This is a genomic window from Streptomyces sp. NPDC028722, assembly GCF_040637655.1.
GTDB lineage: Bacteria > Actinomycetota > Actinomycetes > Streptomycetales > Streptomycetaceae > Streptomyces.
Genome location: NZ_JBEZWU010000038.1, coordinates 1 through 24353 on the forward strand (window position 1 = coordinate 1; position 24353 = coordinate 24353).

General features: G+C 72.4%; 25 protein-coding genes and 1 pseudogene. 13 read left to right on the forward strand and 13 right to left on the reverse strand.

Annotated elements, in window-relative coordinates; genetic code table 11:
• The first annotated feature begins 128 nt into the window (after positions 1 to 128).
• From AB0F03_RS34225 to AB0F03_RS34240, 4 genes are all read left to right on the forward strand, one after another.
• Positions 129 to 884, forward strand: a complete 756-nt coding sequence (locus tag AB0F03_RS34225; RefSeq protein WP_361999413.1) for a (Fe-S)-binding protein — start codon at positions 129 to 131, stop codon at positions 882 to 884.
• Positions 881 to 2368 (forward strand): lactate utilization protein B, encoded by a 1488-nt coding sequence (locus AB0F03_RS34230; protein ID WP_361999415.1) that lies wholly within the window; start codon positions 881 to 883, stop codon positions 2366 to 2368. The genes AB0F03_RS34225 and AB0F03_RS34230 overlap by 4 nt, the downstream gene beginning before the upstream one ends.
• Positions 2365 to 3006, forward strand: coding sequence for a lactate utilization protein C (locus AB0F03_RS34235; RefSeq protein ID WP_361999417.1), 642 nt, complete (start codon positions 2365 to 2367; stop codon positions 3004 to 3006). Before AB0F03_RS34230 ends, AB0F03_RS34235 begins: the two co-directional genes overlap by 4 nt.
• 93 nt (positions 3007 to 3099) lie before the next feature.
• A complete protein-coding gene (locus AB0F03_RS34240; RefSeq protein WP_361999419.1) occupies positions 3100 to 4254 on the forward strand; it encodes an ATP-binding cassette domain-containing protein in 1155 nt (384 codons plus the stop codon).
• A 6-nt stretch (positions 4255 to 4260) separates the two neighbouring features.
• Here AB0F03_RS34240 and AB0F03_RS34245 read toward each other — a convergent pair whose 3' ends face one another.
• The 4 genes from AB0F03_RS34245 to AB0F03_RS34260 form a co-directional block, all read right to left on the reverse strand.
• Positions 4261 to 5205 (reverse strand): ABC transporter substrate-binding protein, encoded by a 945-nt coding sequence (locus AB0F03_RS34245; RefSeq protein ID WP_361999422.1) that lies wholly within the window; start codon positions 5203 to 5205, stop codon positions 4261 to 4263.
• A complete protein-coding gene (locus tag AB0F03_RS34250; protein WP_361999425.1) occupies positions 5202 to 5873 on the reverse strand; it encodes an ABC transporter permease in 672 nt (223 codons plus the stop codon). The genes AB0F03_RS34245 and AB0F03_RS34250 overlap by 4 nt, the downstream gene beginning before the upstream one ends.
• A 28-nt stretch (positions 5874 to 5901) precedes the next feature.
• A complete protein-coding gene (locus AB0F03_RS34255) occupies positions 5902 to 6582 on the reverse strand; it encodes an ABC transporter permease (protein WP_361999427.1) in 681 nt (226 codons plus the stop codon).
• A 151-nt stretch (positions 6583 to 6733) separates the two neighbouring features.
• Positions 6734 to 7321, reverse strand: a complete 588-nt coding sequence (locus tag AB0F03_RS34260) for a TetR/AcrR family transcriptional regulator (RefSeq protein ID WP_361999430.1) — start codon at positions 7319 to 7321, stop codon at positions 6734 to 6736.
• 207 nt (positions 7322 to 7528) lie between these two features.
• Between AB0F03_RS34260 and AB0F03_RS34265 the strand changes: the two genes are divergently transcribed.
• The 3 genes from AB0F03_RS34265 (at position 7529) to AB0F03_RS34275 (ending at position 10825) form a co-directional block, all read left to right on the forward strand.
• On the forward strand, positions 7529 to 8386 hold the full coding sequence (locus tag AB0F03_RS34265; RefSeq protein WP_361999432.1) for a MoxR family ATPase: 858 nt from the start codon (positions 7529 to 7531) through the stop codon (positions 8384 to 8386).
• The gene (locus tag AB0F03_RS34270) at positions 8383 to 9738 is read left to right on the forward strand and encodes a VWA domain-containing protein (RefSeq protein WP_361999434.1); all 1356 of its coding nucleotides are present in this window, start codon (positions 8383 to 8385) and stop codon (positions 9736 to 9738) included. Before AB0F03_RS34265 ends, AB0F03_RS34270 begins: the two co-directional genes overlap by 4 nt.
• Positions 9739 to 9850: 112 nt before the next feature.
• A complete protein-coding gene (locus tag AB0F03_RS34275) occupies positions 9851 to 10825 on the forward strand; it encodes a D-cysteine desulfhydrase family protein (RefSeq protein ID WP_361999436.1) in 975 nt (324 codons plus the stop codon).
• A 119-nt stretch (positions 10826 to 10944) separates the two neighbouring features.
• On the opposite strand, the gene AB0F03_RS34280 is transcribed toward AB0F03_RS34275, so the two are convergent.
• Positions 10945 to 12096, reverse strand: a complete 1152-nt coding sequence (locus tag AB0F03_RS34280; RefSeq protein ID WP_361999438.1) for a LysR substrate-binding domain-containing protein — start codon at positions 12094 to 12096, stop codon at positions 10945 to 10947.
• Between the two features lie 148 nt (positions 12097 to 12244).
• Here AB0F03_RS34280 and AB0F03_RS34285 point away from each other — a divergent pair, with 148 nt between their 5' ends.
• From AB0F03_RS34285 to AB0F03_RS34295, 3 genes and pseudogenes are all read left to right on the forward strand, one after another.
• A complete protein-coding gene (locus AB0F03_RS34285; protein ID WP_361999441.1) occupies positions 12245 to 12940 on the forward strand; it encodes a type 1 glutamine amidotransferase domain-containing protein in 696 nt (231 codons plus the stop codon).
• A gap of 264 nt (positions 12941 to 13204) precedes the next feature.
• Positions 13205 to 14170, forward strand: coding sequence for a pirin family protein (locus tag AB0F03_RS34290; protein ID WP_361999444.1), 966 nt, complete (start codon positions 13205 to 13207; stop codon positions 14168 to 14170).
• 4 nt (positions 14171 to 14174) lie between these two features.
• Positions 14175 to 14312: pseudogene (locus AB0F03_RS34295) on the forward strand (SAM-dependent methyltransferase); the annotation flags it as partial.
• A gap of 165 nt (positions 14313 to 14477) precedes the next feature.
• On the opposite strand, the gene AB0F03_RS34300 reads toward AB0F03_RS34295, so the two are convergent.
• Positions 14478 to 15329, reverse strand: coding sequence for a class I SAM-dependent methyltransferase (locus AB0F03_RS34300; protein WP_361999447.1), 852 nt, complete (start codon positions 15327 to 15329; stop codon positions 14478 to 14480).
• A 216-nt stretch (positions 15330 to 15545) separates the two neighbouring features.
• Here AB0F03_RS34300 and AB0F03_RS34305 point away from each other — a divergent pair, with 216 nt between their 5' ends.
• The gene (locus AB0F03_RS34305) at positions 15546 to 16799 is read left to right on the forward strand and encodes an Ig-like domain-containing protein (protein ID WP_361999520.1); all 1254 of its coding nucleotides are present in this window, start codon (positions 15546 to 15548) and stop codon (positions 16797 to 16799) included.
• Between the two features lie 580 nt (positions 16800 to 17379).
• On the forward strand, positions 17380 to 17895 hold the full coding sequence (locus AB0F03_RS34310) for a DUF2231 domain-containing protein (protein WP_361999449.1): 516 nt from the start codon (positions 17380 to 17382) through the stop codon (positions 17893 to 17895).
• A 312-nt stretch (positions 17896 to 18207) separates the two neighbouring features.
• Here the strand turns inward: AB0F03_RS34310 and AB0F03_RS34315 are convergent, their stop codons facing one another.
• The gene (locus tag AB0F03_RS34315) at positions 18208 to 18438 is read right to left on the reverse strand and encodes a 4-oxalocrotonate tautomerase family protein (RefSeq protein WP_361999451.1); all 231 of its coding nucleotides are present in this window, start codon (positions 18436 to 18438) and stop codon (positions 18208 to 18210) included.
• A gap of 104 nt (positions 18439 to 18542) precedes the next feature.
• A complete protein-coding gene (locus AB0F03_RS34320; protein ID WP_361999453.1) occupies positions 18543 to 19325 on the reverse strand; it encodes an SDR family oxidoreductase in 783 nt (260 codons plus the stop codon).
• Positions 19326 to 19483: 158 nt separating this feature from the next.
• On the opposite strand from AB0F03_RS34320, the gene AB0F03_RS34325 reads away from it, so the two are divergent.
• Complete coding sequence (locus tag AB0F03_RS34325; RefSeq protein ID WP_361999456.1) at positions 19484 to 20389, forward strand: helix-turn-helix transcriptional regulator; 906 nt, start codon at positions 19484 to 19486, stop codon at positions 20387 to 20389.
• A 96-nt stretch (positions 20390 to 20485) separates the two neighbouring features.
• Here the strand turns inward: AB0F03_RS34325 and AB0F03_RS34330 are convergent, their stop codons facing one another.
• The 5 genes from AB0F03_RS34330 to AB0F03_RS34350 form a co-directional block, all read right to left on the reverse strand.
• Positions 20486 to 21049 carry a fasciclin domain-containing protein gene (locus AB0F03_RS34330; protein ID WP_361999458.1) on the reverse strand — a complete coding sequence of 188 codons (564 nt, stop codon included), beginning with the start codon at positions 21047 to 21049 and terminating at the stop codon, positions 20486 to 20488.
• A 295-nt stretch (positions 21050 to 21344) separates the two neighbouring features.
• Positions 21345 to 22247, reverse strand: coding sequence for a hypothetical protein (locus AB0F03_RS34335; RefSeq protein WP_361999460.1), 903 nt, complete (start codon positions 22245 to 22247; stop codon positions 21345 to 21347).
• Entirely contained in the window at positions 22181 to 22618 is a 438-nt protein-coding gene (locus AB0F03_RS34340; RefSeq protein ID WP_361999523.1) for a LysR family transcriptional regulator, read from the reverse strand. Before AB0F03_RS34340 ends, AB0F03_RS34335 begins: the two co-directional genes overlap by 67 nt.
• A 237-nt stretch (positions 22619 to 22855) precedes the next feature.
• Positions 22856 to 24010, reverse strand: a complete 1155-nt coding sequence (locus AB0F03_RS34345) for an enolase C-terminal domain-like protein (protein WP_361999462.1) — start codon at positions 24008 to 24010, stop codon at positions 22856 to 22858.
• Positions 24007 to 24213 carry a hypothetical protein gene (locus AB0F03_RS34350; RefSeq protein ID WP_361999528.1) on the reverse strand — a complete coding sequence of 69 codons (207 nt, stop codon included), beginning with the start codon at positions 24211 to 24213 and terminating at the stop codon, positions 24007 to 24009. The genes AB0F03_RS34345 and AB0F03_RS34350 overlap by 4 nt, the downstream gene beginning before the upstream one ends.
• Between the last annotated feature and the right edge of the window lie 140 nt (positions 24214 to 24353).

Sequence of the window (24353 nt, forward strand, 5' to 3'; positions counted from 1 at the left end):
GGCGCTGCTGCGCGGCACCGACGAGGTGCTCCTGCTGGACGAACCGGTCACCGGGCGGTGAGCCGCGCCGCGGCCCCCGCCGGCGCACTACCCTGCATGCGTCCGACGACCGTCACCGAGGAGCCGCGATGCGTGTCGCCCTGTTCCTGACCTGTGTCAACGACACGCTGTATCCGGACACCGGGCGGGCCGTGGTGAGGCTGCTGACCAGACTCGGTGTCGACGTCGACTTCCCGGGCGGCCAGACGTGCTGCGGACAGGCCCACTACAACACCGGCTACCGGCACCAGGCCGAACCGCTGGCCCGGCACTTCGCCGAGGTGTTCGGCGGGTACGAGGCGATCGTGACCCCGTCGGGGTCCTGCGGGGCGATGGTGCGCGAGCTGTATCCGCGGCTGGGTGAGCGGGCGCGGGCCGAGGGGCGCGGGGACGCGCTGGCGAGGACGCTGGCACCGGTGGTGCCGAGGACGTACGAGCTGACGGAGTTCCTGGTGGACGTGCTCGGGGTGACGGACGTCGGGGCGTACTACCCGCACAAGGTGACCTACCACCCCACCTGCCACGGCCTGCGCGGCCTCGGGCTCGGCGACCGGCCCCGGCGGCTGCTGGCGGCCGTCCGGGGGCTGGAGCTGGCCGAGCTGCCCGGTGCCGAGGAGTGCTGCGGCTTCGGCGGCACGTTCGCGCTGAAGAACGCCGAGGTGTCGGCCGCGATGGGCGCGGACAAGGTGCGCAACGCCGAGTCGACGGGCGCGGAGGTGCTGTGCGCGGCCGACAACTCCTGTCTGATGCACATCGGCGGCATGATGAGCCGGCTGCGGACGGACCTGCGGCCGGTGCACCTGGCGGAGATCCTGGCGAGCACGGAGGAGGAACCGGCGGTATGAGCGGAACGTTCGTCGGCATGCCCGCGTTCCCGGCGTTCCCGGAGGCCGCGCACCGGGCGGTGCACGATCCCGTCCTGCGCGCGAACCTGCGGCACGCCACGCACACCATCCGGGCCAAGCGCGCCAGGGCGGTGGGCGAGTTGTCCGACTGGGCGGAGCTGCGGGAGGCGGGCCGCCGGATCAAGGACCACACGCTGCGCCATCTCGACCGCTATCTCGTGCAGTTGGAGGAGTCGGTCACCGCCGCCGGGGGCACGGTCCACTGGGCCGCCGACGCCGGGGAGGCCAACGCCATCGTCGCCCGGCTGGTGAAGGAGACCGGTGAGTCGGAGGTCGTCAAGGTCAAGTCGATGGCCACGCAGGAGATCGGGCTGAACGAGGCCCTGGAGGCGGAGGGCATCCGTGCCTACGAGACCGATCTCGCCGAACTGATCGTGCAGTTGGGGAGGGACCGGCCCTCCCACATCCTGGTGCCGGCGATCCACCGCAACCGGGGGGAGATCCGGGACATCTTCGTCCGCGAGATGGGCGCGTGGGGCCGCCCGGCGCCGGCGGGCCTGACCGACACCCCCGCCGAACTCGCCGAAGCCGCCCGGCTGCACCTGCGGGAGAAGTTCCTGCGCGCCAAAGTGGGCGTCTCCGGCGCCAACTTCATGGTCGCCGAGACCGGCACCCTCGTCGTGGTGGAGTCCGAGGGCAACGGCCGGATGTGCCTGACCCTGCCCGAGACGCTGATCTCTGTCGTCGGCATCGAGAAGACCGTGCCGACCTGGCGGGACCTGGAGGTCTTCCTCCAGACACTCCCCCGCTCCTCCACCGCCGAACGCATGAACCCGTACACGAGCATGCGGACCGGCACCACCGACGGGGACGGGCCGCGCACCTTCCACCTCGTGCTCCTCGACAACGGCCGCACCGACACCCTCGCCGACCAGGTCGGCCGCCAAGCGCTGGCCTGCATCCGCTGCTCGGCCTGCCTGAACGTCTGCCCGGTCTACGAACGGGCGGGCGGCCACGCCTACGGCTCGGTGTATCCCGGCCCCATCGGCGCCATCCTGAGCCCGCAACTGCGGGGCACGGGCAGCGACATCGACGCCTCCCTGCCGTACGCCTCGTCGCTGTGCGGCGCCTGCTACGAGGTGTGCCCGGTCGCCATCGACATCCCCGAGGTGCTGGTGCACCTGCGGGAACGGGTCGTGCAGGGCGGGCCGGCGGTACGGCAGGGCAACAGGGTCGTCCTCAAGCCCGCCCGGGGACACGCGGCCGAGCGGGCGGCCATGCGGGCCGCGTGCTGGGCCCTCGCCCGCCCCGGTGCTCTGCGCACCGGCCAGCGGCTCGCCTCCCGCACCCGCCGGCTGCATCCCCGTACCCTCCCGGGCCCGGGGAGGGCGTGGAGCGGCACCCGGGATCTGCCGGCCGTACCGGCCGAGCCCTTCCGGGACTGGTGGCAGCGCACCCGCGGCGGAAAGGACGGCGCCGAGTGAACAGCAGGGAGCGGATCCTGGGCCGGGTGCGGCGGGCCCTCGCCGACGTCACGCCGGACGAGCGGCCGTACGAGGAGGCCGTGGTCCGGCGCTACCTGCGCGAGCACGGGCGGCGGACCGTCGAGCGGACGGTGGAGCTGCTCGCGGAGAACCTGGCCGACTACCGGGCGACCGTGCACCGCTGCGACGCCGATGAGCTGCCGCACCTCGTTTCGCGGCTGCTGGCCGAGCGCGGCGCGCGGGAGGTACTGGTGCCGCCCGGGCTGCCACCGGAGTGGCTGCCGGCCGCCGGCGCCGCACTGATCCACGACCGGGCGGTGAGCACACCGCACCGGCTGGACCGGGTGGACAGTGTGGTGACGGGGTGTGCCGTGGCGATCGCCGAGACCGGCACGATCGTTCTCGACGGCTCCCCGGATCAGGGCCGGCGCCGCATCTCGCTCATCCCCGACCACCACATCTGTGTCGTCCGCGTCCCCGGCCAGGTCGTCTCCTCCGTCCCGCAGGCCCTCGAACGCCTGGACCCCGCCCGCCCGTCGACCTGGATCTCCGGCCCGTCCGCCACCAGTGACATCGAACTGGACCGGGTGGAGGGCGTGCACGGCCCGCGGACGCTGGAAGTGGTGCTGCTGAGCTGACCCGGCACGGCGCCGGCCGGAGCGGTCCCCGGCCGTCCGCCGGTCGGAGCACGGTGGGGCGAGGTGTCCGGCGCCCTGCCGTAACGTGAGGGAATGATCCGGTTCGAGCAGGTCGGCAAGCGGTATCCGGACGGTACGACGGCCGTGGACGACCTCTCCTTCGAGGTGTCCGAGGGGGAGCTCGTCACCCTGGTCGGCCCGTCCGGGTGCGGCAAGACGACGACCATGATGATGGTGAACCGGCTCATCGAGCCGACCTCCGGCCGGATCTTCGTCGCCGGCGACGACATCGCGACCGTCGACCCGGTGCTGCTGCGCCGCCGTATCGGCTACGTCATCCAGCAGGTCGGCCTCTTCCCGCACCGCACGGTCCTCGACAACACGGCCACCGTGCCCGCGCTGCTCGGCTGGAAGCGGGCGAAGGCGCGGGCGCGGGCGGCCGAACTGCTGGAGCTGGTGGGCCTCGACCCGCGGACGTACGGGTCCCGCTACCCGGAGCAGCTGTCCGGCGGGCAGCGGCAGCGGGTGGGCGTGGCGCGGGCCCTGGCCGCCGATCCGCCGGTGCTGCTGATGGACGAGCCGTTCGGCGCGGTGGACCCGGTGGTGCGCGAGCAGTTGCAGGACGAGTTCCTGCGGATGCAGGCCGCCGTGCGCAAGACGGTGCTGCTGGTCACCCACGACATCGAGGAGGCCGTCCGGCTCGGCGACCGGATCGCCGTGTACGGGCAGGGCCGTATCGAGCAGTTCGACACGCCGGGCGCGGTGCTCGGGGCGCCCGCGTCGCCGTACGTCGCCGGGTTCGTGGGCGCGGACCGGGGGCTGAAGCGGCTGTCGGTCACCGCGATCGAGCCGGAGGACCTGGAGGAGCCGCCGGTGGCCCGCCTGGACGAGCCCGCCGGCCGGGCGCTGGACCGGCTGCGGGCGGAGGGCGCGCGCTGGGCGGTGGTCCTGGACGCGGGCGGTGACCTGCACGGCTGGGTCGGCATCGGGGAGCTGGCGGCGGGCGGCACGGTCGCGGCCCTGGCCCACCGGATGACCGCCTGGGTGCCGGTGGGCGCGCCGTTGAAGCAGGCGTTCGGGGTGATGCTCCAGTACGACGCCGGGTGGGTGGCCGTGCTGGACGGGTCGCGGTTCCTCGGCGTGCTGACCCCGGCGCGGCTGCACGAGGCGCTGCGCCGCTCGGTGGACGCGGACGCCCGCGGGGTGGCGCGCGGGCAGGTGCCGTTCGACTCGGTGGCGGATGCCTGAGCCGGGTCATGCCAGCAGCCCCTTGGCCTTCAGGTAGGCGCGGGCCACGTCGGCCGGCAACCGGCGCCAGCTGTCGACCTGCCGGTTCAGACCGGCCAGGTCACCGGTGGTGAGGACGCCGTTCAGCGCCCCGAGGGCCTTCGTCACACCGGCGCCGCCCGCGCGGGAGCGGTTGACGACGGGGACGATCAGGTCGGCGTTCTGAAGGTGTCTGTCGTCGGCGAGCAGGACGAGGCCGAAGGAGTCCAGGGTGGCGTCGGTGCTGGTGGTCAGCACCAGCTGGTCCCGGCCGTCCTGCACGGCCCGCTTGGCCTGGGTGGTGCCGACGCCCTTGGGATCGACGCCGGTGACGTCGACGCCGTACACCTTTCTCAGGCCGGGGGCGCAGTACGGCCGCTGGACGCACTCGTCACCGGCGGCGAGTCGCACGCCCAGCCGCGAGGCGCCCAGGTCGCTGAGGGTGCGCAGGCCGTGCCGGCGGGCGTAGGAGGCGCTCACGGCGAAGGCGTTCTGGTCGACGGCCCGGCCGGGCGGGAGCACGGTGAGGCCGCGGGGCGCGGCGAGGGCGCGCAGGGCCCGCAGGGTGGTGGCGGGGTCGGGTGAGCCGGCCGGGGGCGCGCCCGTGCCGTGGCTCCTTGCGGCGAGCCAGTCGGCGAAGGTGGCCGCGTACTCGGGCACCACGTCGATCTGGCCGGACTCCAGGGCGGGTTCGTACAGTTCGCGGTTGGCGACGGTGAGGAGGGACGTGCGGTAGCCGGCCTGGTTCAGCAGCTGCGCGTACATCTGGGCGAGCAGGTCGCTCTCGGTGAAGCCGGCGGAGCCGATCACCAGGTGACGGCGGTCGCCGGGCGGTCCGGTGACCTGGCCGCGGTGCTCCAGGGACGGACCGGTGGAGCAGGCGCTCAGGAGGAGGAGCAGGGCGAGGGCGGCGAGGGCCGTACGGGTTGTCATCGGCCGCCCCGGACCCACGGCGGCGCCAGCCGTCCGGCGATCTCGAAGACGCCCTCGACGAGGAGGGCGAACACGGCGACGAGCAGGGCGCCCGCGACGACCTGGGGTGTGCTGGCGAGACTGAAGCCGGCCGTGATGATCCGGCCGAGGCCGCCGCCGCCCGCGAGCGCGGCGATCGTGGCGGTGGCGACGAGCTGGACGGCGGCGATCCGCACCCCGTTCAGGATCATGGGGAGCGCCAGGGGCACTTCCACGCGGAACAGCAGTTGTCGGCCGGTCATCCCCATGCCGCGCGCGGCCCGCACCACGCTCCGGTCGACCTCGCGCATGCCGACGTAGGCGTTGGTGAGCAGCGGCGGCGCGGCGAACAGGACGAGGGCGACCACCGTGGGGCCCTCGCCCCACCGGCCGACCGGGGTCAGGAGCAGCAGGACCAGGACGGCGAAGGTGGGCACGGCCCGGCCGGCGTTGGCGAGGTTGACGGCGAGCGCGCCGCCCTTGCCGAGGTGGCCGAGGACGAGGGCGACGGGCAGCGCGATCAGGCAGCTGACGAGCAGGCAGACGACGGTGAGCAGCAGGTGCTGGAGCAGCCGGTGCCGGATGCCGTCGTCGCCCGCCCAGTGCGCGGGGTCGGTGAGCCAGTCCCAGGTGGCGGTGAGGGTGGTCATGCGGGGCCCGTCCGCGTCCGGGGCCGGCTCATGCGCGGCCGGCCCGGGTCCAGGGGGTGATCAGCCACTGCACGCCGAGCAGGAGCAGGTCGGCGGCGACGGCGATCAGCACGCACAGGACGGACGCGGTGAGCACCTGGGCCTTGAAGTAGGTGTTCATGCCCGCGTAGAGGAGGTTGCCGAGGCCTCCGAAACCCACGATCGCGCCGACCGTGACCAGGGAGACCGCCGAGACGGTGGCGATGCGCAGGCCGGCCATCGCGGCGGGCAGCGCGAGGGGCAGTTCGACGGTGAGGAGCAGGCGGAGGGGGCCGTAGCCCAGGCCGCGCGCGGCCTGCCGGGTCTCCTCCGGGACCGCGCGCAGGCCCGCGAGGATGTTCCGTACGAGCAGGGTGAGCGAGTACAGCACGAGACCGGCGACGACGAGGGCGGCCGACAGGCCGTAGAGGGGCAGCAGCAGGGAGAACATGGCCAGCGACGGGATCGTGTAGAGCACCGTCGTGACGGCGAGGACCGGGCCGGCCGCCCAGCCCCGGCGGCGGGCCAGGAGCGCGAGCGGCAGGGCGACGGCCACGGCTATGAGGACGGACAGCGCGGTCAGCCTCAGATGCTGGAGCACCGCGTCGAGGAGGATCTGGCGGCGGGTGGTGAGATAGAGGCCGCAGATCCACTCGTTGCGTGTGAGGCAGTCGTCCGGGGGCGCGGTCACGGGTCCATTGGACCGGGCGGAGCAGCGGACCCGCGCGTTGTGGTGACCCGTACGGGAAGCAGGTGGGCGGTTCCGAGGGGGTGGCGACCCGGCCGGCTGGAGTCGCTGCTGTCCGGAAGGTCACCCTTGGCCGGGTCGGCCGGCGCGGACCCTACGCCGGGTCGGTCCGGCGCATGCCGGCCGCGTCCAGCAGGGCGGTCGCCGTCGCCGTGGCGAGGCCGTCGGCCAGCTGCTCCACCCCGGCGCCGGCCCGGGCGCCGGCGCCGTCGAAGACGATCAGGAGCTGGCGGGCGAGCAGCTCGGGGTCGCGGGCGCCGCCCCGGCCGGCCTCGGCACGGAACACGGCGGCCAGCCGTTCCTTGACCTCGCGGGCGACCTTGCTCGCCGGGTGCTCCGGGTCCTTCAGTTCGACCAGCACGGCCAGGTAGGGGCAACCGTGGTAGCCGGCGTCCAGGGAGGCCTGCTCCAGCCGTTCGAAGACGTACAGGATGCGCTCGCGGGGGCTCGCGCTCTCCGGGTCGGGGTGGGTGAACCGGGCCTCGTACCACGGGACGCCGCGCTCCAGGCTCGCGGCGAGCATCGCGTCCTTGCTGTCGAACAGCTGGTACATCGACCGCTTGGACACGCCCGCCGCCCGGCACAGGGCCTCGATGCCGACGGAGACGCCGTCGCGGTAGGAGAGCCGGGCGGTGGCGTCGAGCAGCCGGTCGCGGGGTGACGCCTTCTCCGATGTGGCCATACGGCGAGGTTACCGCGCCACGAGGGAAGAGAAACCGATCGGTGTATACATCGGTGGATACGTCGGTGTGCAGGTCGGCCGAGGTCGGCGGTGCCGGTCACCCCGGTCCGGGCCCGCCCCGGACCGGAACACGTGACAGAAACGCTGAACAAGCGCTTAGATAGGCCGCCGAAGGACGCATCGCTCCCCGACCCGCCGGAGGCCCCGTTGTTCACATCCGTCGACGACGTCTCCGCCCGCCTGGCCGAGACCGGCTACCTCGCCTCCCCCGCCGTCGCCACCACCGTCTTCCTGGCGGACCGGCTGGGCAAGCCACTGCTGGTCGAGGGCCCCGCCGGGGTGGGCAAGACCGAGCTGGCCAAGGCCGTCGCCCAGGTGGCCGCGGCCCGGCTGGTACGGCTCCAGTGCTACGAGGGCGTGGACGAGTCCCGCGCCCTGTACGAGTGGAACCACGCCAAGCAGCTGCTGCGGATCAGCGCGGCCCGCGACGAGAACTGGGACGAGACCCGCACCGGCATCTTCAGCGAGGAGTTCCTCCTCCCCCGCCCCCTGCTGACCGCCATCCGCGGCGACGAACCGACCGTGCTGCTGATCGACGAGACCGACAAGGCCGACGTCGAGATGGAGGGGCTGCTGCTGGAGGTCCTCAGCGACTTCCAGATCACCGTCCCCGAGCTGGGCACGGTCACGGCCACCCGCCGCCCCTTCGTCGTCCTCACCTCCAACGCCGCCCGGGAACTGTCCGAGGCGCTGCGCCGCCGCTGCCTGTTCCTGCACATCGGCTTCCCGGAGGAGGAACTGGAGCGGCGGATCGTACGGCTGAAGGTGCCGGGCCTCGGCGAGGCGCTGACCGAGTCGGTGGTCCGGGTGGTCGGGGCGTTGCGCGCGATGGACCTGCGCAAGGTGCCCTCCGTCGCCGAGACCATCGACTGGGCCCGCACCCTGCTGGCCCTGGGCGCCGGCACGCTGGACGAGACGGTCGTCCTGGCCACTCTCGGGGTGATCCTCAAGCACGAGGACGACATCCGGAAGGCGGCGGCCAAGCTCGACCTGGCCGCGCTGTGACCGCCGTCGCCGGCCGGATCACCGGCCTGGTCGGGGCGCTGCGCGCGCACGGGGTACGGATCGGCACCGGGGAGACCGTGGACGCGGCCCGCGCGGTGGAGGCGCTGGGGCTGACGGACCGGGAGCTGCTGCGCGAGGGGCTGGCCGCGACGCTGCTGCACGGACCGGACCAGCGGGCGCTGTTCGACTCCGTCTTCGACCTGTACTTCCCGCGCCGCGTCGGCGGACCCGACGGCGCCCCCCAGGACCGGGAGGCGCTGCGCGACCGGCTCGCGCGGGCACTGGCCGACGACGACCGGGCGCTGCTGGCCCGGCTGGCGGCGGAGGCGGTCGACGCCCTGGGCGGGTACGGGAGTTCACCGGGCTCGGACGGCTGGTCGGCCTACCAGACCCTGGACCGGCTGCGCCCCCAGACCCTCCTGGCACGGGTACGGGCCGACGTGCGCGGCCGGGAGGGCGGCGGCGGGGCGGGCTTCGCCGACCGGTTGCTCGACGACGAGCTGCGGCGCCGCGTCGAGGAGTTCCGGCGGATGGTCGGCGCGGAGGCGCGGCGCCGGGTGGCCGAGCGGCGCGGACGGGACGACATCGCCCGGCGCGCCGTCCGCCCGACCGCCGACCGGGTGGACTTCCTGGCCGCGAACCGGGACCAGCTCGCCGAGCTGCGCCGGGTCGTACGGCCGCTCGCCCGCAAGCTGGCCACCCGGCTCGCCGCCCGCCGCCGCCGGGCCGCACGCGGCACGATCGACCTGCGCCGCACCTTGCGCTCCTCGCTGTCCACGGGCGGGGTGCCGATCCGGCCGGTGCTGCGCAGACGCCGCCCGGTCCGGCCCGAACTGGTGCTGCTGTGCGACGTGTCCGGCTCGGTGTCCGGGTTCTCGGACTTCACCATGCTGCTGGTGCAGGCGCTGCACGACCAGTTCAGCAAGGTCCGGGTGTTCGCGTTCGTCAACCGGCTCGACGAGGTGACCGGCCTGCTCGGCCACGGCCGCGCCGAGCCGGACGGGCTCGGCGCCCGCATCCGGGCCGAGGCCACGCTCACCGGCTGGCACGGCAGCAGCGATTACGGCGTGGCACTGGGCGAGTTCACCGAGCGGTACGGGGGCGCGGCCGGCCCGCGCACCACGGTGTTCGTCCTCGGGGACGCCCGGACGAACATGAGCGACCCCAATCTCCCCGCCGTCCGCGACCTGGCCCGGCGGGCCCGCCGCGTCTACTGGCTGAACCCCGAGCCACGCGACCGGTGGGGCACCGGCGACTCGGCCGCGCCCGCCTACGCGGAGCTGGTGGAGATGCACGAGTGCCGCACGGCCCGGCAGCTCGGCGCGCTGATCGCCCGTCTGCTGCCGGTGTGACGCCGGGCGGCCCGGGTCGGGCCGGCGCCGGCAGGGCGGGCTGCTGCCGGCGGCGCTCGGAAACCGTGATCGACTGGACGGCCACGCCGACCACTCATCCGAGGATGCCCCCATGAGCCACCCGCCCGTGCCACTCGGCACCTTCCCCACCCCCGTCGAACCCGCACCGCGGCTGGCCGCCGCGCTCGGGCTCGGACCCGGCGACCTGTGGGTGAAGCGCGATGACCTGACCGGCCTCGGCGCCGGCGGGAACAAGATCCGCAAACTGGAGTGGACGGCGGGCGCGGCCGTGGCGGAGGGCGCGGACACCCTGGTGACCACGGGAGCCCCGCAGAGCAACCACGCCCGGCTGACCGCCGCCGCGGGCGCCCGGCTCGGCCTGGACGTCGTCCTCGTGCTGCGCGGCTCGCCCGGAGTCTCACGGTCCGGGAACCTCGCCCTGGACGGCCTGTTCGGGGCGCGGCTCGCCTGGGCCGGCGAGGTGGACCGCGCCGGGCTGGACGCGGCGGCGGCCGAGGTGTGCGGTCGGCTGCGGGCGGCCGGCGCCCGGCCGGCACTCATCCCGTTCGGCGGCTCCGGCACGCTGGGCGCCCGGGGCTACGTCCGCTGCGGCGAGGAGCTGCGCGAGCGGGTGCCCGACCTACGGACGGCCGTGGTCGCCCTCGGCTCGGGCGGCACCATGGCCGGGCTGGTCGCGGCCCTGGGCACCGGGTCGGTGCTCGGCGTCGACGTCGGCGCGCTGCCCGATCCGGCCGCGGCGGTGGCGGAGTTCGCGGCGCCGCTCACACCGGAGAAGGTCACGGCGGCGGGGCTGCGGGTGCGCCGGGACCAGGTCGGCGACGGGTACGCGGCGCTGACCGGCCCGGTGCGCGAGGCACTCCGGCTGGCCGCCCGCACGGAGGGACTGGTCCTGGACCCGACGTACACGGGCCGTGCCCTGGCCGGCCTCCACGCGGCCGTCCGGGACGGCACCGTCCGGCCGGGCGAGAAGACGGTCTTCGTCCACACCGGTGGCCTGCCGGGCCTGTTCGGTCACGAGGACGCGCTCGCTTACGCGGAGGGCGGGGCGGAGACGTTCGGGGGCTGACCGTCGTGGGCGCGCTATCGGCGCCACGGACTCGACCAGCGGGATGCCGGACATCAATGTCGGTCGGCCAGGTTGTCCCGGCGGATGGGCGCGGATCCTGCGGGTGCCCGGGGGGCCGGCTACCAGCTGGGGGCCACCCGCAGCAGCAGGTCGTGGACACGGGCCACGTCCGGGTTGTCGCAGGCGCCGGGACGCCGGACGAGGAAGCTGGTGTTGATCGGTGGATCCTCCGGTTCCAGCAATGCCACCAGCGCGCCGGAGGCCAGCAGGTCCTGGCACAGGTAGCGGGGCAGCACGCTGAACCCGGCGCCCCCGGCCACGGCCGCGAGGACCCCGCGCAGATCCGGAACGGTCACGGCGGCGGTACGGGACAGCCGCCGGCCGAAGACGTGCCGCCAGTACCGGCGGGCGATCGGCAGATCCTCGGCGTAGGTGACGAGCGGGACATCGTGCAGGACGGCGGGATCGAGGAGAACGGCGGAGCCGGGGGTGGGAGTTTGCGCCGGGACCGGAGTCTCCGGGGCGGAACTCTCGAGGGAGGCGGGGCCGGGGGTGGGAGTTTCCGGTACCGGGCTCTCCAGGGCGGAAGCGTCGGGGCAGGCGGGGCCCGCGGCGGCGGAGCCCCAGGGGGTCGAGTCCGGCGCGGCGGAGCCCAGGGTGGCCGAGCCCGGCGTGGGGGACCCCGGGATGGTGGGGTCCTCGGTGGTGGCGTTCCGTTCGCTCTGCCGTCCCCGCAGCCGCTCGGCCCAGACCGGCGCGGCGACCAGGACGAACTCCTCGTCGGCGAGCGGTACGGCGTGGACCGTACGGCCGCGCGGGCGGGTCGTGGCGATCACCAGGTCGTGGCGGCCGGCGCGCAGTTCCTCCAGCAGCGGATCGGTCAGCCCCGTCGACACCCGCAGCCGCAGCCCCTCGGCGACCAGCGGGGCCAGAGCCGGCAGCACAGTGGTGCAGAGGAACTCCGCCGGGCCGGCCAGATGGACGGGCTCGGCGCGGGCCCCGGCCGGCGGGGTGGGCCCGGCGACGACGGCCAGGTCGTCCAGGGGCGCGGCGACCCGGGCCGCCAGCTCGTCGGCCACCGGCGTGGGCGTGACCCCGCGCGGCAGCCGCTCGAACAGTTCACGGCCGGTCTGCCGTTCCAGCGCGCGCATCTGCGTCGTCACCGTCGGCTGCGACAGCCCGAGCAGGCGGGCGGCGCCGGTGAAGGAGCCGGAGCGGTACACCGCGAGGAAGGTGCGCAGCAGGTTGAGGTCGAGTGAGGGGGTCTCCACGGTCCGAGTATCACCGCCCGCTATTCCCTCGGACCCATAGGAGATCGAATGCCTGTCATTCGTCACCTCATTGGATGTCTATGGGTGCGGTCGCCTACGTTCTCTTGCACAGGCACACACCTTCAGAAGACAGAACCCGGGAGACCCCATGTCGAAGATCCTGTTCGTGATGACCGGCGCCGATCACTGGACGCTTGCCGACGGCACCGCGCACCCGACCGGTTTCTGGGCCGAGGAGGCGGTCGTCCCGTACCGCGCCCTCAGGGCGGCCGGTCACGAGGTCGTCGTCGCCACCCCGGGCGGTGTGGTCCCGCCGCTCGACCGGGCGAGCCTGGCGGCCGAGGTCAACGGCGGCCAGGAGAAGGCCGACGAGATCGCCCGCGCCGTGGAGGAGATGGCCGAGCTGCGGACGCCGGTGAAGCTCGCGGAGGTGGACCTCGCCGACTTCGCCGCCGTCTTCTACCCGGGCGGGCACGGCCCCATGGAGGACCTGGCCGTGGACGCCGACTCGGGCAGGCTGCTGGTGACGGTCCTGGACTCGGGCAAGCCGCTGGCCGTGGTCTGCCACGGCCCGGCCGCCCTGCTCGCCGCGGTCCGGGAGGACGGCACCAACGCCTTCGCCGGCTACCGCGTGGCGGCCTTCACCAACGAGGAGGAGACGCAGGGCGGTCTCGCCGGGCAGGCCAAGTGGCTGCTTCAGGACCGGCTGACCGAGGTGAGCGTGGAGGTGGCAGCGGGCGAGCCGTGGGCGCCGCACGTGGTGGTCGACCGTACCCTGGTCACCGGCCAGAACCCGGCGTCCTCCGCCGCGGTGGCCGAGGAGCTGCTGAAGCGGCTGGGCTGATGCGGCTGGGCTGAAGGAGCCACCCGAGGACCGGCGTGCCGTCCCCCCGTCCCGAGCCCGGTCGTCCCGTCGACGGCCGGGCCGTCTCCGAGCGCCCGGCCGCCAGGAGGCTGACCGGCCCGCCGTACCGCGGTCCAGGGCGCTGCCGGAACGGGGCCGTCCGTGTCGTGACAGCGGAACACCGGCAGGGCTGCCGGGGCACACGGGGCGAAATCCCGGACACCGCGCACACCGTCCGGCCCGCGCACCGCTAAGTTGGGCGGTATGAGCAACCTTGACCGCGCACCCGTGCCCAGCGTCTGCGGTGGCCGCGGCTTCGTCGTCGCCGAACCGGTGCGCGAGCTGCTGAGCCCCCGGCACGTGAAGCTGGGCGAGTCGACCGAGGTACGCCGGCTGCTGCCGAACCTCGGGCGGCGCATGATCGGCGCGTGGGCCTTCGTCGACCATTACGGCCCCGACGACATCGCCGACGAGCCGGGCATGCAGGTGCCGCCCCACCCGCACATCGGGCTCCAGACGGTCAGCTGGCTGCACGAGGGCGAGGTGCTGCACCGGGACTCCACGGGCAGCCGGCAGACGATCGGGCCCCGGCAGCTGGGCCTGATGACCTCGGGCCGCGCGATCAGTCACTCCGAGGAGACCCCGCGCCCGCACGCCCGCTTCCTGCACGGGGCCCAGCTGTGGGTCGCCCTGCCCGACGAACACCGGCACACCGACCCGCGGTTCGAGTACCACCCCGAGCTGCCCCAGGTCACCGCGCCCGGGCTGACCGCCACGCTGATCCTGGGCGAGCTGGACGGCTCCCGGTCGCCCGGTACGACGTTCACCCCGATCGTCGGCGCCGACCTCGCCCTCGCCGGGGGCACCGATGTCCGTCTGCCGCTGGAACCGGACTTCGAGTACGGCGTACTGGCGATGTCGGGCGAGGTGCGCGTGGACGGGGTGCCGGTGCTGCCCGGCTCGATGCTCTACCTGGGCTGCGGACGGTCCGAACTCCCGCTGCACGCCGAGTCGGACGCCGGGGTCATGCTGCTGGGCGGCGAGCCGTTCGCCGAGGAACTCCTCATGTGGTGGAACTTCGTGGCCCGCACCCAGGCAGAGATCGAACAGGCCCGCGCGGACTGGATGGAAGGGTCCCTTTTCGGCGAGGTGAAGGGCTACGACGGAGCCCCGTTGCCCGCACCCCCGCTGCCGCCGGTACCGCTGAAACCCCGCGGAAGGGCACGCTGACCGGCTGCCGGGTGTGTTCACGGAGTTCCACCGCATGCTGGCTCCGGGCGGCCATCTGCTGATCGCCTGCAAGGCCGGTGACAGGCTCCGGCATCTGGAGCACGCATATGGGCATGAGCTGTCCCGCGACGCCTGCTGGGTCTGGTCGGTGGCTCCCGGAGGCAGTTGATGATCAATCGCTCCTGAATCATGGTGGTTTCAGTGGTCGTAGGCGGTCAGTGCGCGCATGACCGGCCGGCCGTGTACGAACCTGGCCCCACTCATCGGGCCCCCTTGGAATCGATCGTCCAGGGAACCGGGAGGCGTTCTACCGGCGGACCGCCGAGATCAGTCCGCCGGGCCGCTCCTCGCGCTGCGGCGGGGTGCTGATCGGGCGGCCGTAGGCGGCAGCGCGCTCACGCAGGGTGTGGCAGCCGGCCTCCCAGCCGTGCCCGGCCAGCCAGCTCACCGGGTCGTCGGGCATCTCCGAGACCCACATGGACGCCGCCGATCCCGGCACGGCGTCCGCGCCGAAGCGCTCGATCACACCGCGCGAGCCCAACGTCAGCCCCATCCGACTGCCTGCCGCCGACTGCGCGCTGATCCGGGCCAGCAGCAGCTCCACCACGTCCTCGGGCAGATAGATCAGCAGTCCTTCGGCGATCCACACGGTCGGCGCCGCCGGGTCGTGCACTGCGGCGGCCAGCGCGCCTGGCCAGTCCTCACGCAGATCCACCGCGACGGTGATCCGCTCGCAGCGTGCGACGGCCCGCTCCTGGCGGAGCACCGAAGCCTTGAAGTCCAGTGGCGCGGCGGTGTCGACCTCGAACAGCCGGGTGCCCTCGGGCCAGTCCAGCCGGAAGGCCCGGCTGTCCATGCCGGCGCCGAGCAGCACGACCTGCCGGACCCCGGACGCGGAGGCCTGCTGCAACAGGTCGTCGAGGAACTTCGTCCTGATGACGATGGAGAACGACACGGCCATCCGGCGGCGTCGCGCGGCCTCGTCGTCGGACAGCGACGGCGAGGAGGGCCACAGGCCGCCGGCGGCGGCGAAGGCCTGTGCCAGTGGGTCGCGGAACAGCGCGTTCTCCCGCTCGGTCTCCAGCGCCCGCACCCTGGCCACTCCCACCGCCGTGGCCCACACTCCCGACGGCTGCACCCGCTCCTGCTCATCAGTCACCGCGCAAGCCTAGATGACCGATTCCAACGGACCCGACTGTCGGAGACAGCCGCCCCCTGCTCTGCCAGTGCCCTCCCCGCACCGGCGATGACGCGCTCGGCAATGCGTGGCCTTCACCACAATTTACCCATTTGTGGACAGAGACGTGCCTATAAATACTTACAAGGCTGATTGCCCTCCTTCCGCGATCAGTACAGGAATGCAAAGACCGATGGCATGGAGAAACGCTTGATCACGCTGTGTAAACGAAGCACCAGGCTGGTGGCTGCGGCCGGCGTACTCGGCGGCGTACTCGCAGTCACGGCCCTCGGCGGTACGAGCAACGCCGCCACCAGTGGCAACGATGCCGGGAGCCACCCGAAATCGCAGGCGCCGGTGAATCAGACGGGCTCCCAGGAAGTTTCCGACGCCCGCATAAAGATTACGCCGGGGCAAGGTGCCTACAACGTCGGGGGAAACGACCCGGTCGGTGTCACCGTCGGCGACGGAACGCTCACCAAGGTGACCATGACCGCCGTCGCGACCGGCGCCGAGATCCCGGGCACTCTGTCCGCGGACCGCACCGCCTGGAAGGCGGACAGCCGGCTGGAGCGTGCCACCAAATACCAGATCGCCGCAGAGGCCGAGGACGCCAAGGGCCGCTCCGCCACCGGTAACGCCACGATCACCACGGTCTCCCCGGCCAACGACTTCATCGGGCACGTATCCCCCGAGGACGGCTCGACCGTCGGCGTGGGCATGCCGGTGACGATCAACTTCGACAAGGCGGTCAGCGACAAGGCCGCCCTGGCGTCGGAGATCCAGGTCAGTTCCAGCAGCGGCCAGCGGGTCGCCGGTCACTGGTTCAACGATCACCGCTTGGACTTCCGTCCCGAGAACCACTGGAAGCCCGGCTCCACCGTCACCGTGACGCTCGACCGCCATGGCATCCGGAAGACGGTCACGTTCAAGATCGGACGGAGCCAGATCAGCACCGTCGACGCGAAGACGAAGCAGATGACCGTCGTCCGGGACGGCAAGACGATCAAGACCATCCCGATCTCGTCAGGCAGCCGCGAGCACCCGACGTACAACGGCCAGATGGTGATCTCCGAGAAGTTCCGGCACATCCACATGAACGGTGCGAGCGTCGGCCTCACGGAGAAGGACGGCAAGCCTTCGTACGACATCAAGGCCGTGCCGCACGCTATGCGCCTGACCGACTCGGGCACGTTCATCCACGGCAACTACTGGGGTACCGACTCGGTCTTCGGCAAGGTCAACACCAGCCACGGCTGCGTAGGCATGAAGGACGTCAGGGGCGGCGGCGACGGCAGGCAGCCCGCCGCGTGGTTCTTCGACCACTCGATGACCGGTGACATCGTGATCGTCAAGAACTCCGAGGACAAGACCGCGTTGGCCCCGGACAACGGGCTCAGCGATTGGAACATGTCGTGGAGCGAGTGGACCGCGGGCAGCCCGACCACCTGACATCACGGCGCACTTTCCACGCATCCGGACCGACGTCCCTTCCGCCGGGCGGTGGCCGACACCATGTCGGCCACCGCCTGTGGCGTCAGCACGCTCGAACATCGTGCGCCCAGGAGCCCCCGCCAGGTACGCGGGGAACGGTGAGCCGGGTTCGGCGCGCGCCCCGGAGGAACGGACCGGTGGCAGCACCGGCATCGCGCTCCGCGGCGACTCACGGGCCGGCGGGCGGTGCTGTGCGTCAAGGTGACGGCGGCCTGCCCCTCCTCGTCGGCGTCACCCCCGGCGAGGCCCACGACAGCAGCAGAATCCTTTCGGCCGACGGAGGTTCGCCGTACCGGCCCGCGACAGTCGGTGGCGCCATGACCGGCGTGGTCATCACCGTCCGCTACGGCCGTCCCGGCGCTCCGGCACATCGCCACCGCGATCGGGCTGACGCGCCGCATGCACGGTGTCGTGAACGAGGCTGACGACCTCACCTGTCGCTTCGCCGACAGGCACCCGCAGCCATGGCGGTTGAGAGGTGGCTGAGAGGTGGCTGTGTCAGGGTGGCGCGCCCTTACCCCTCCGCAGGAGCCCCTCAATGAATCTGATCAACGGTCTGCCCGCCCATGTCCTGCTGGTCCATGTGGTCGTGGTGCTGATACCCCTTACCGCGCTGGCCCTGGTGACGGCTGCAATATGGCCGCGCGCCGCCCGGCGGTTGGGGCCCCTGCTCCCACTGCTGGCCCTGGTCGCCCTGGCCAGCGTGCCGTTGACCACGCACGCCGGCGAGTGGCTGGAACGCCACGTGGGCGACGACGCACTGGTGCGCCGGCACACCGAGCTGGGCGACGGACTGCTGCCGTGGGCCCTGGGGCTGTTCGTGCTGGCCGCGCTCGTGTGGTGGGCGGGACGAAAGACTCAGGCGCAGGAGCCCCGAAAGGACGGTGGCATGCGCTGGTCCGCTCTGCCCGTACGGATCGTCGTGGGCGTTCTCTCCACGGCCGTCGCGGTGGGGGCGGTGGTGGACGTCTACCGGATCGGCGACTCCGGAGCGAAGGCCGCCTGGCACGACGCCTACTCCAAGACGGCGACGGGGTCACAGGACGGCTCCTGATCCGCCGCGCGCCCACGGATCCCAGCCAACCCGATGGCACCGCTCCCGCCCGGGCCGCGAGCTTCCCTGCCGCCGGCGGCACCAGATGGCCCCTGGCGGGTGGCCGGGGTGGCCCATCGGTCCAGGTCGGTCAGCTCATGGTCGCTCCGTCGCGTGCGGAGGAGCCTCGCGTGCAGGCCCCTCCGCCCGGTCCGGCGTCTCCGGCTCTCTTTTCCCATGGCCGAGAACCACACGGGTGAGGATGACTCCACCGCACAGCCGAACCCCGACCTCGGCCGGACCCTGCTCTCGGCCGGACGACGGCCGATGCGGTCAGGCGTCGCTGGAGTCGGTCGGTGTCGCCTCACCGAGCATGGCGAGGGTCAGCACGTTGCCGGAGATGCCCCAGCCGCCGTCGGCCACCTCCTCGACCAGAACCATGGTGTTGTTGCGGGCGCGCTCGCCGTAGAGCTCGACGTACAGCTCGGTGGTGCGCGTGACGATCTCCTCCTTCTGCTTCGGGGTGAGGGTCTTCTCGGGGACCTTGAAGTTCGCGAAAGGCATGGCTGGTTGTTCCTTCTCTCAGTGGGGGGTCACAGGGAACTGCCTGCGGTGAGCGGGCTGTCCTCGTCCGGCTCGCGTCGGTCGGCGGGGCGGCCGGGGGCGGTTCAAATGATTCCGCCGTTGGCGCGGACGACCTGTCCGTTGATCCAGTGACCGGCCGGGGAGGCCAGGAACGCGACGACCTCGGCGATGTCGGCCGGGGTACCGAGGCGCTCCAGCGGGGGCTGGGCGGCGAGGCGGGCGATGGTCTCCTCGTCCTTGCCGGCCAGGAACATGTCGGTGGCCGTGGGGCCGGGCGCGACGGTGTTGGCGGTGACGTCCCGGCCCCGCAACTCCCGGGCCAGGATCAGCGTCAGCGCCTCGACCGCTCCCTTGCCGGCGGCGTACGCGCCGTAGCCCGGGAAGGCCAGCCCCACCACTGACGTGGAGAACGTCACGATCGCGCCGCCGGGGCGCACCCGACGGGCGGCCTGCTGGACGACGACGAACGTGCCGCGGATGTTGGTGCGGTGCAGGTCGTCCAGGGCTGCCAGGTCCAGCTCGGCGATCGGCGCAAGGTGCATCCGCCCGGCCGTGTGGACGACGACGTCGACACCGCCGAACTCTGCTTCGGCCACGTCGAACAGGGCCGCGACCGCGTGTTCGTCGGCGACGTCCGCGCGCACCGCGATCGCCCGGCCACCGCCGGTGACGACCTCCTTCGCGGCAGCTTCGGCCTCCTCCTGGTTGCCGGCGTAGCCGACCACGACGGCGTACCCGTCGGCGGCCAGCCTGCCGACCGTCCGGCGGCCGATGCCGCGCGAGCCGCCGGTGACGACCGCGACACGGGGTGAGACGGAGTGCTGGGCCGGGACAGCCCTCCCGTCGAGGGAAGTGGGGACAGGCATCGCTGACTCCTGTGGTGGATGCGGGTCGGGCCCCGGCCTCGCCGTCGCCCTGCTGCGTCCTCCACGATCGGCCGGTCCGTCATCCGTAGCCAGGGCTGCGTCCACCCAGGGGATGCCACCCCCTGGTTACGCTCCGGCGCGCGAGCGACCATGGAGGGGTGAACCTTCCAGAACTCGGTGCCTTCCTCAGGACACGCCGCGACCGCATCCGCCCCGCCGAGGTCGGTCTCTCCCCCGGCCCGCGCCGGCGCGTCCCCGGGCTGCGCCGCGAGGAAGTCGCCCAGCTGGCAGGGCTGTCGGCCGACTACTACACCGAGTTGGAACGCGGCAGCGCCAAGAACGGCGTGCAGCCTTCGGCCCAGACCCTGGCCGCCCTCGCCCGAGCCCTGCGCCTGACCGGCGACGAGCGCGACCACCTGTTCCATCTGGCCGAACGGCCGGTCCCCCCGTCGGCACACGGACCATCGGCACACGTGCAGCCCGCGCTCCTCGGACTGCTGGACCGGCTGTCCAACACCCCTGCGCGCGTCATCACCGACCTGCACGAGACCCTGGTGGAGAACGATCTGGCCCTGGCCCTGCTCGGCAGGTCCACGGCACACCGCGGCCCGGCGGCGAGCTTCGTGTACCGCTGGTTCAGCGACCCGCAGACGCGCGAGGTCTACCCGACCGAGGACCACCCGCACCACTCCCGGGTGTTGGTGGCCGACCTCCAGGCGGCGGCCGCCCGGCGCGGCCGGGACGCGGAGGTCACGAAGATGGTGGCCGTGCTACGCCGCCGCAGCCAGGAGTTCGCGGCCCTCTGGGACACCCATGACGTCGCGGTGCGCCGTATGGACCACAAGAGGATCGTCCACCCCATGCTCGGCGTCATCGAACTCGACTGCTACAACCTCCTCAGCGAGGACGGACGCCAACGCCTGCTGTGGTTCACCGCGCCGCCCGGAAGCCGGGGAGCCGAGCAGTTGGAACTGCTGTCCGTCGTAGGGACCCAGGAGCTGAGCGTCACGACCGGCACGGCACCGGAAGGGTTGTCCGCGGCGGAATCCGGACCGCGGCACTGACCGCGCCGCCGAGGGCGGGCCGCCTGCTGGCAGCGGCCCCTGTCCTGGTCCCGGGTCCCCTCGGGTCGCCCCGCGGCGGCGAACGGGAGTTATCAGTCAGGACGGGGGCTGGAGGACTGTGTCAACGACGTAGATCGTGGCGTTGGCGGCCTTGATGTTGCCGCAGACGATGTTCGCCTTGCCGTTGACCTTGAAGTCCGTGCCCGAGCCCGATGTGGTCAGTTTGCTGCCTTCGACCGTCGTGAAGGAGCCCTTGGAGAGCTGGTCCGGGGTGATCTGCTTGTCCACGACGTGGTAGGTCAGCACCTTCTTGAGCTGGCCCTGGTTGGTCAGCAGCGAGGCAAGTTGCGACGCGGTCACCTTCTGGAAAGCCTGGTTGTTGGGCGCGAAGACGGTGACGTCGGGCTTTCCGTCGAGGGTGCCGCTCAGTTTTGCTCTGACCGTGGCTGATACCAGCTGGCTCAGCTTCGGATACGCGGCCGCGGCCTCCACGACCTTGTCCTTGGCCGTGTCGGCTTTCTGGGAGAGCGCCGAGCAGCCGGAACCGAACGTCCCCGAGGGGCTGGGAGACGCGTCCTGTGCGTGACTCTGAGCTGCCAGACCTCCCAGCGCGAGCGGGATGGAGACCACGGCTGCCGCGGCGGCCTGTGCTGTACGCATGCGGGTGAACCTCATCGCACCTTCCTCCCGTGGAGGCGAACACTGCGAAGGTTTCGACTGCGGAAGTCCTCGTTTCCGCTGGGCGGGGCAAGGCGGCTGATGCGCCGGGCCTTGGTCCAGATCCCCCGGCCACTCACCGAGCCTATCCAGCAGCCCCGCACGACCGCATCCGGAAGCCGGACGCGGCGCCCGGTCGTCCTGGTCCGTCCAGGCCGGCCGATTACGGCGCCAAGCCACACCTACGGTCCCGGGCACGCGCCCGGGACCGGGTTCGCGCCCGGGACCGGGTTCGCGGTCAGCCTGCCTGCCGGGTGGCCGGCTCCTGCTCGTCCGTCGCCGCCCGGCCGGTGGTGCGGCGCTCCTGCACGTAGGCGTAGGCCATCAGCCCGAACAGGACGGCGAGCAGGACGGCGGACGATCCCGCGGTGCCGAGATCCAGGCCGCCCTTGGCAACCGGTTTGGTGAGGAAGTCGCCGGCGGTGGCACCGAGCGGGCGGGTGAGGACGAAGGCGATCCAGAACAACAGCACGTTCGGCACCGCGGGCAGCTTCATCAGCGCGACGAGCACGGCGAGCACCCCGGTCACGAGCAGCGCGCCGCCGGCGTAGCCGAGGCCGGAACTGTCGGAGAGGAAGTCGCCCATGGATGTGCCGAGGGTGTTGGACACGAGGATCGCCGACCAGAAGAGGGCCTCGCCCTTGAAGGTGACGATGTCGCGGATCTGGAACGTCATCCCGCTCAGCTTCCAGGCGAGGAAGATCGCCAGGAGCATCGAGACGAGGATGGCCGCTCCGGCGGGGTAGCCGAGACCGAGGCCCTGCGGGCCCCAGCCCAGCTTCGTGGCGCCGGCCGAGAGGTACTTGGAACTGGCGTCGCGGTTCATGAAGTCGGACATCGTGGTGCCTGCCATGCTGGTCGACAGGATCACGGTCCAGTAGAAGAACGGGTTGTAGCGGCTGGATCGCAGCTGGACCACCAGCGTCACCACGAAGATCAGGAACAGTGCGATCGTGGTGAGGAAGTAGCCGAGCTTCAGGGTCTGTGCGAAGAGGTCGCCCGCCGTCTCGCCCAAGGTCGTGGCGGCGATCTTCATGATCCAGAACGCCAGCGTGACCTCGGGCAGCTTCTTCATCACCGACTTGGTCGTGCTCGACGTGCCTGCCACGTCGAGGTCGGTGAGGACCTCCGAATTCTCCAACTCAACGTCTCCTGTCCGGTCGAATGACAGGGCGCTCGCCCCGCCAAGCGGGGCGAGCGCCCTGACAGATGAGTCGGCCGCCCGCGGCAGCCGAGATCCTCGACCGTCGCACAGAGAGCCTGAACACAACCTGAATGCTGACTGGTCGGCAGGTCGGGCCGCGTGTCGAGCCGCGGGCTCAGACCCGGCGACGTTGCCTGCACCGTGAGCGGCTGACTGCGCGTCGGCTCGCTCGGCGCGGAAGCGGCCATGCCGCTCGCCGGTCCCCGCATCTGCTGGCTGAGCGCCGGCTGGGAGAGGAACATCCGTGAGGCTGCGCGGTCGAAGTGCAATTCCTCCGCCGGCACGAGGAGCAGACGCAGCTGGTGCAGGCTCGGCTCTCGCCCGCCGCGCCCTACAGCCGGTAGAGGCCCGGCGAACCGGTGTCGAAGCGCGCTTCACCCCGGACGTACTTGCCCAGGGCCCGCTCCGGCTGACCCAGGTCTACCGTCTCCCGGGCCCGTGGAGGCCCGGCGATGCCCGGGGGCGTCCTGGCCGGGATCTCGCGTGGTGGTCCCGCGTGTTGCCTTCGCTCTCGGGTCTTCGCTCTCCTCGTGCGAGCCGGAGGATCAAACGGTCCGCGTGCCGTGGACGCGGTAGGGCTCGGCGTCCGCCCACTTGACGTCGAGTCCGAGGCCGGGCCGACCGGTGTCCGGGCGCAGCGCACCGCCGTCGGGCGTCGACGTGCCGTCGAACAGCAGGCGTTCGACGCGCACGTGATCGTGGAAGTACTCCAGGTGCCGCAGCCTGCGCACGGCACAGAAGGCGTGGGCGGAGACCGCCGGCGCACAGTGGGCCGACAGGTCCAGATGGTGAGCCGCCGACAGGCCTGCCACCTCCAGCACGCCCGTGATGCCGCCGCACCGGGTCACATCGGCCTGGAGGCAGTCCACGGCGGGACCTTCGGTGAGGTTGACGAAGTCGCGCAGGGTGAACGCGTACTCCCCCGCCGCGATCTCCAGCCGGTCCGGTCCTCGCTCCCGCAGCATCCGCAGGCCGTCCAGATCGGCCGAGCTGACGGGCTCCTCGAACCACCGCACGTCCCACTCGTCGTAGAACCGGTGCGCCCAGTACTGCGCCTCCTTGCGGCCGAGCGCCCCGTTGGCGTCGGTGAAGATCTCGGACTCGTCGCCGATCGCCTTCCGTACGGCCGCGAGGCGCCGCGGATCCCCTTCAGGCTCACGGGAGGTCTTCAGCTTGACACGCGGGATGCCCTGCTCGGCCCAACCGGCGAGCTGGTCGGCGAGTCGGTCGAGGGGGTAGTTCGTGAAGCCGCCGCTGCCGTACACCGGCACCCGGTCGTGGCAGGCCGGAAGAAGGTGGATGAGCGGCAGGCCCAGCAGTCTCGCCTTGAGGTCCCACAGGGCCACGTCGACGGCGGAGACCGCCATGGCCCCGACGCCGGGGCGGCCGGCGTTCCGGATCTGCTGTCCCATGCGCTGCCACAGGCTCGGCGGCGAACAGGCGCTCCGTCCCCGCACCACGGGCGCCAGTTCGGAGTCGATGAACGAGGCCACCGACACATCGCCGTAGGTGTAACCCGTCCCGGTGCGGCCACCTGCGTGCACCTGGACCAGAACCATGGTCGTGGAGTCCCACTCCAGAGTGCCGTCCTGTTCCTTCCCGTCCGGGCCATCCGTCGGCACCGTGAAGGCGTGCACGTCGACCGCGTCGACAGCGAGCGGGCCCAGCTCCGGTCCGGCTCCGGCGCTCTCGCCGCTCACGAGCGTCGTCCCGGCAGCTGTTCGGCGATCTCGGTCAGCTTCTGGCGTACGCCCTTGGCGGCGATGCCCACACGCTCCCGGTCGTGCACGGCCGCCTTCCCCACCTTCTCGGGCTTGCCGCAGTGGTCGCCGGCCGTGGCGCGCTGCTCCCAGGTGACCCGTGGGGCGCGGTCGACCTCGTAGTGCTGGTGCTTGCTGCTCATGGGTTGCCTCCTGTCGCGGCGGCTCTTCGGTACCCCGGCGCCGGGACACCGGCATGTCAACGCGCGACACCTGCGCGAACCGGGGGTGTCCGGGTCGTCGGGCAGCACGACACTCTGGCCACATGGGTCTCCGGCGACCT

Excerpts from the sequence above, each read along its gene's own strand:
- AB0F03_RS34240 (WP_361999419.1), top strand. The coding sequence starts at position 3,100 with ATGATCCGGTTCGAGCAGGTCGGCAAGCGGTATCCGGACGGTACGACG.
- AB0F03_RS34330 (WP_361999458.1), bottom strand. The coding sequence starts at position 21,049 with ATGCGTACAGCACAGGCCGCCGCGGCAGCCGTGGTCTCCATCCCGCTC.
- AB0F03_RS34305 (WP_361999520.1), top strand. The coding sequence starts at position 15,546 with ATGGAGAAACGCTTGATCACGCTGTGTAAACGAAGCACCAGGCTGGTG.
- AB0F03_RS34310 (WP_361999449.1), top strand. The coding sequence starts at position 17,380 with ATGAATCTGATCAACGGTCTGCCCGCCCATGTCCTGCTGGTCCATGTG.
- AB0F03_RS34285 (WP_361999441.1), top strand. The coding sequence starts at position 12,245 with ATGTCGAAGATCCTGTTCGTGATGACCGGCGCCGATCACTGGACGCTT.
- AB0F03_RS34275 (WP_361999436.1), top strand. The coding sequence starts at position 9,851 with ATGAGCCACCCGCCCGTGCCACTCGGCACCTTCCCCACCCCCGTCGAA.
- AB0F03_RS34290 (WP_361999444.1), top strand. The coding sequence starts at position 13,205 with ATGAGCAACCTTGACCGCGCACCCGTGCCCAGCGTCTGCGGTGGCCGC.
- AB0F03_RS34245 (WP_361999422.1), bottom strand. The coding sequence starts at position 5,205 with ATGACAACCCGTACGGCCCTCGCCGCCCTCGCCCTGCTCCTCCTCCTG.
- AB0F03_RS34320 (WP_361999453.1), bottom strand. The coding sequence starts at position 19,325 with ATGCCTGTCCCCACTTCCCTCGACGGGAGGGCTGTCCCGGCCCAGCAC.
- AB0F03_RS34315 (WP_361999451.1), bottom strand. The coding sequence starts at position 18,438 with ATGCCTTTCGCGAACTTCAAGGTCCCCGAGAAGACCCTCACCCCGAAG.
- AB0F03_RS34250 (WP_361999425.1), bottom strand. The coding sequence starts at position 5,873 with ATGACCACCCTCACCGCCACCTGGGACTGGCTCACCGACCCCGCGCAC.
- AB0F03_RS34225 (WP_361999413.1), top strand. The coding sequence starts at position 129 with ATGCGTGTCGCCCTGTTCCTGACCTGTGTCAACGACACGCTGTATCCG.
- AB0F03_RS34260 (WP_361999430.1), bottom strand. The coding sequence starts at position 7,321 with ATGGCCACATCGGAGAAGGCGTCACCCCGCGACCGGCTGCTCGACGCC.
- AB0F03_RS34350 (WP_361999528.1), bottom strand. The coding sequence starts at position 24,213 with ATGAGCAGCAAGCACCAGCACTACGAGGTCGACCGCGCCCCACGGGTC.
- AB0F03_RS34230 (WP_361999415.1), top strand. The coding sequence starts at position 881 with ATGAGCGGAACGTTCGTCGGCATGCCCGCGTTCCCGGCGTTCCCGGAG.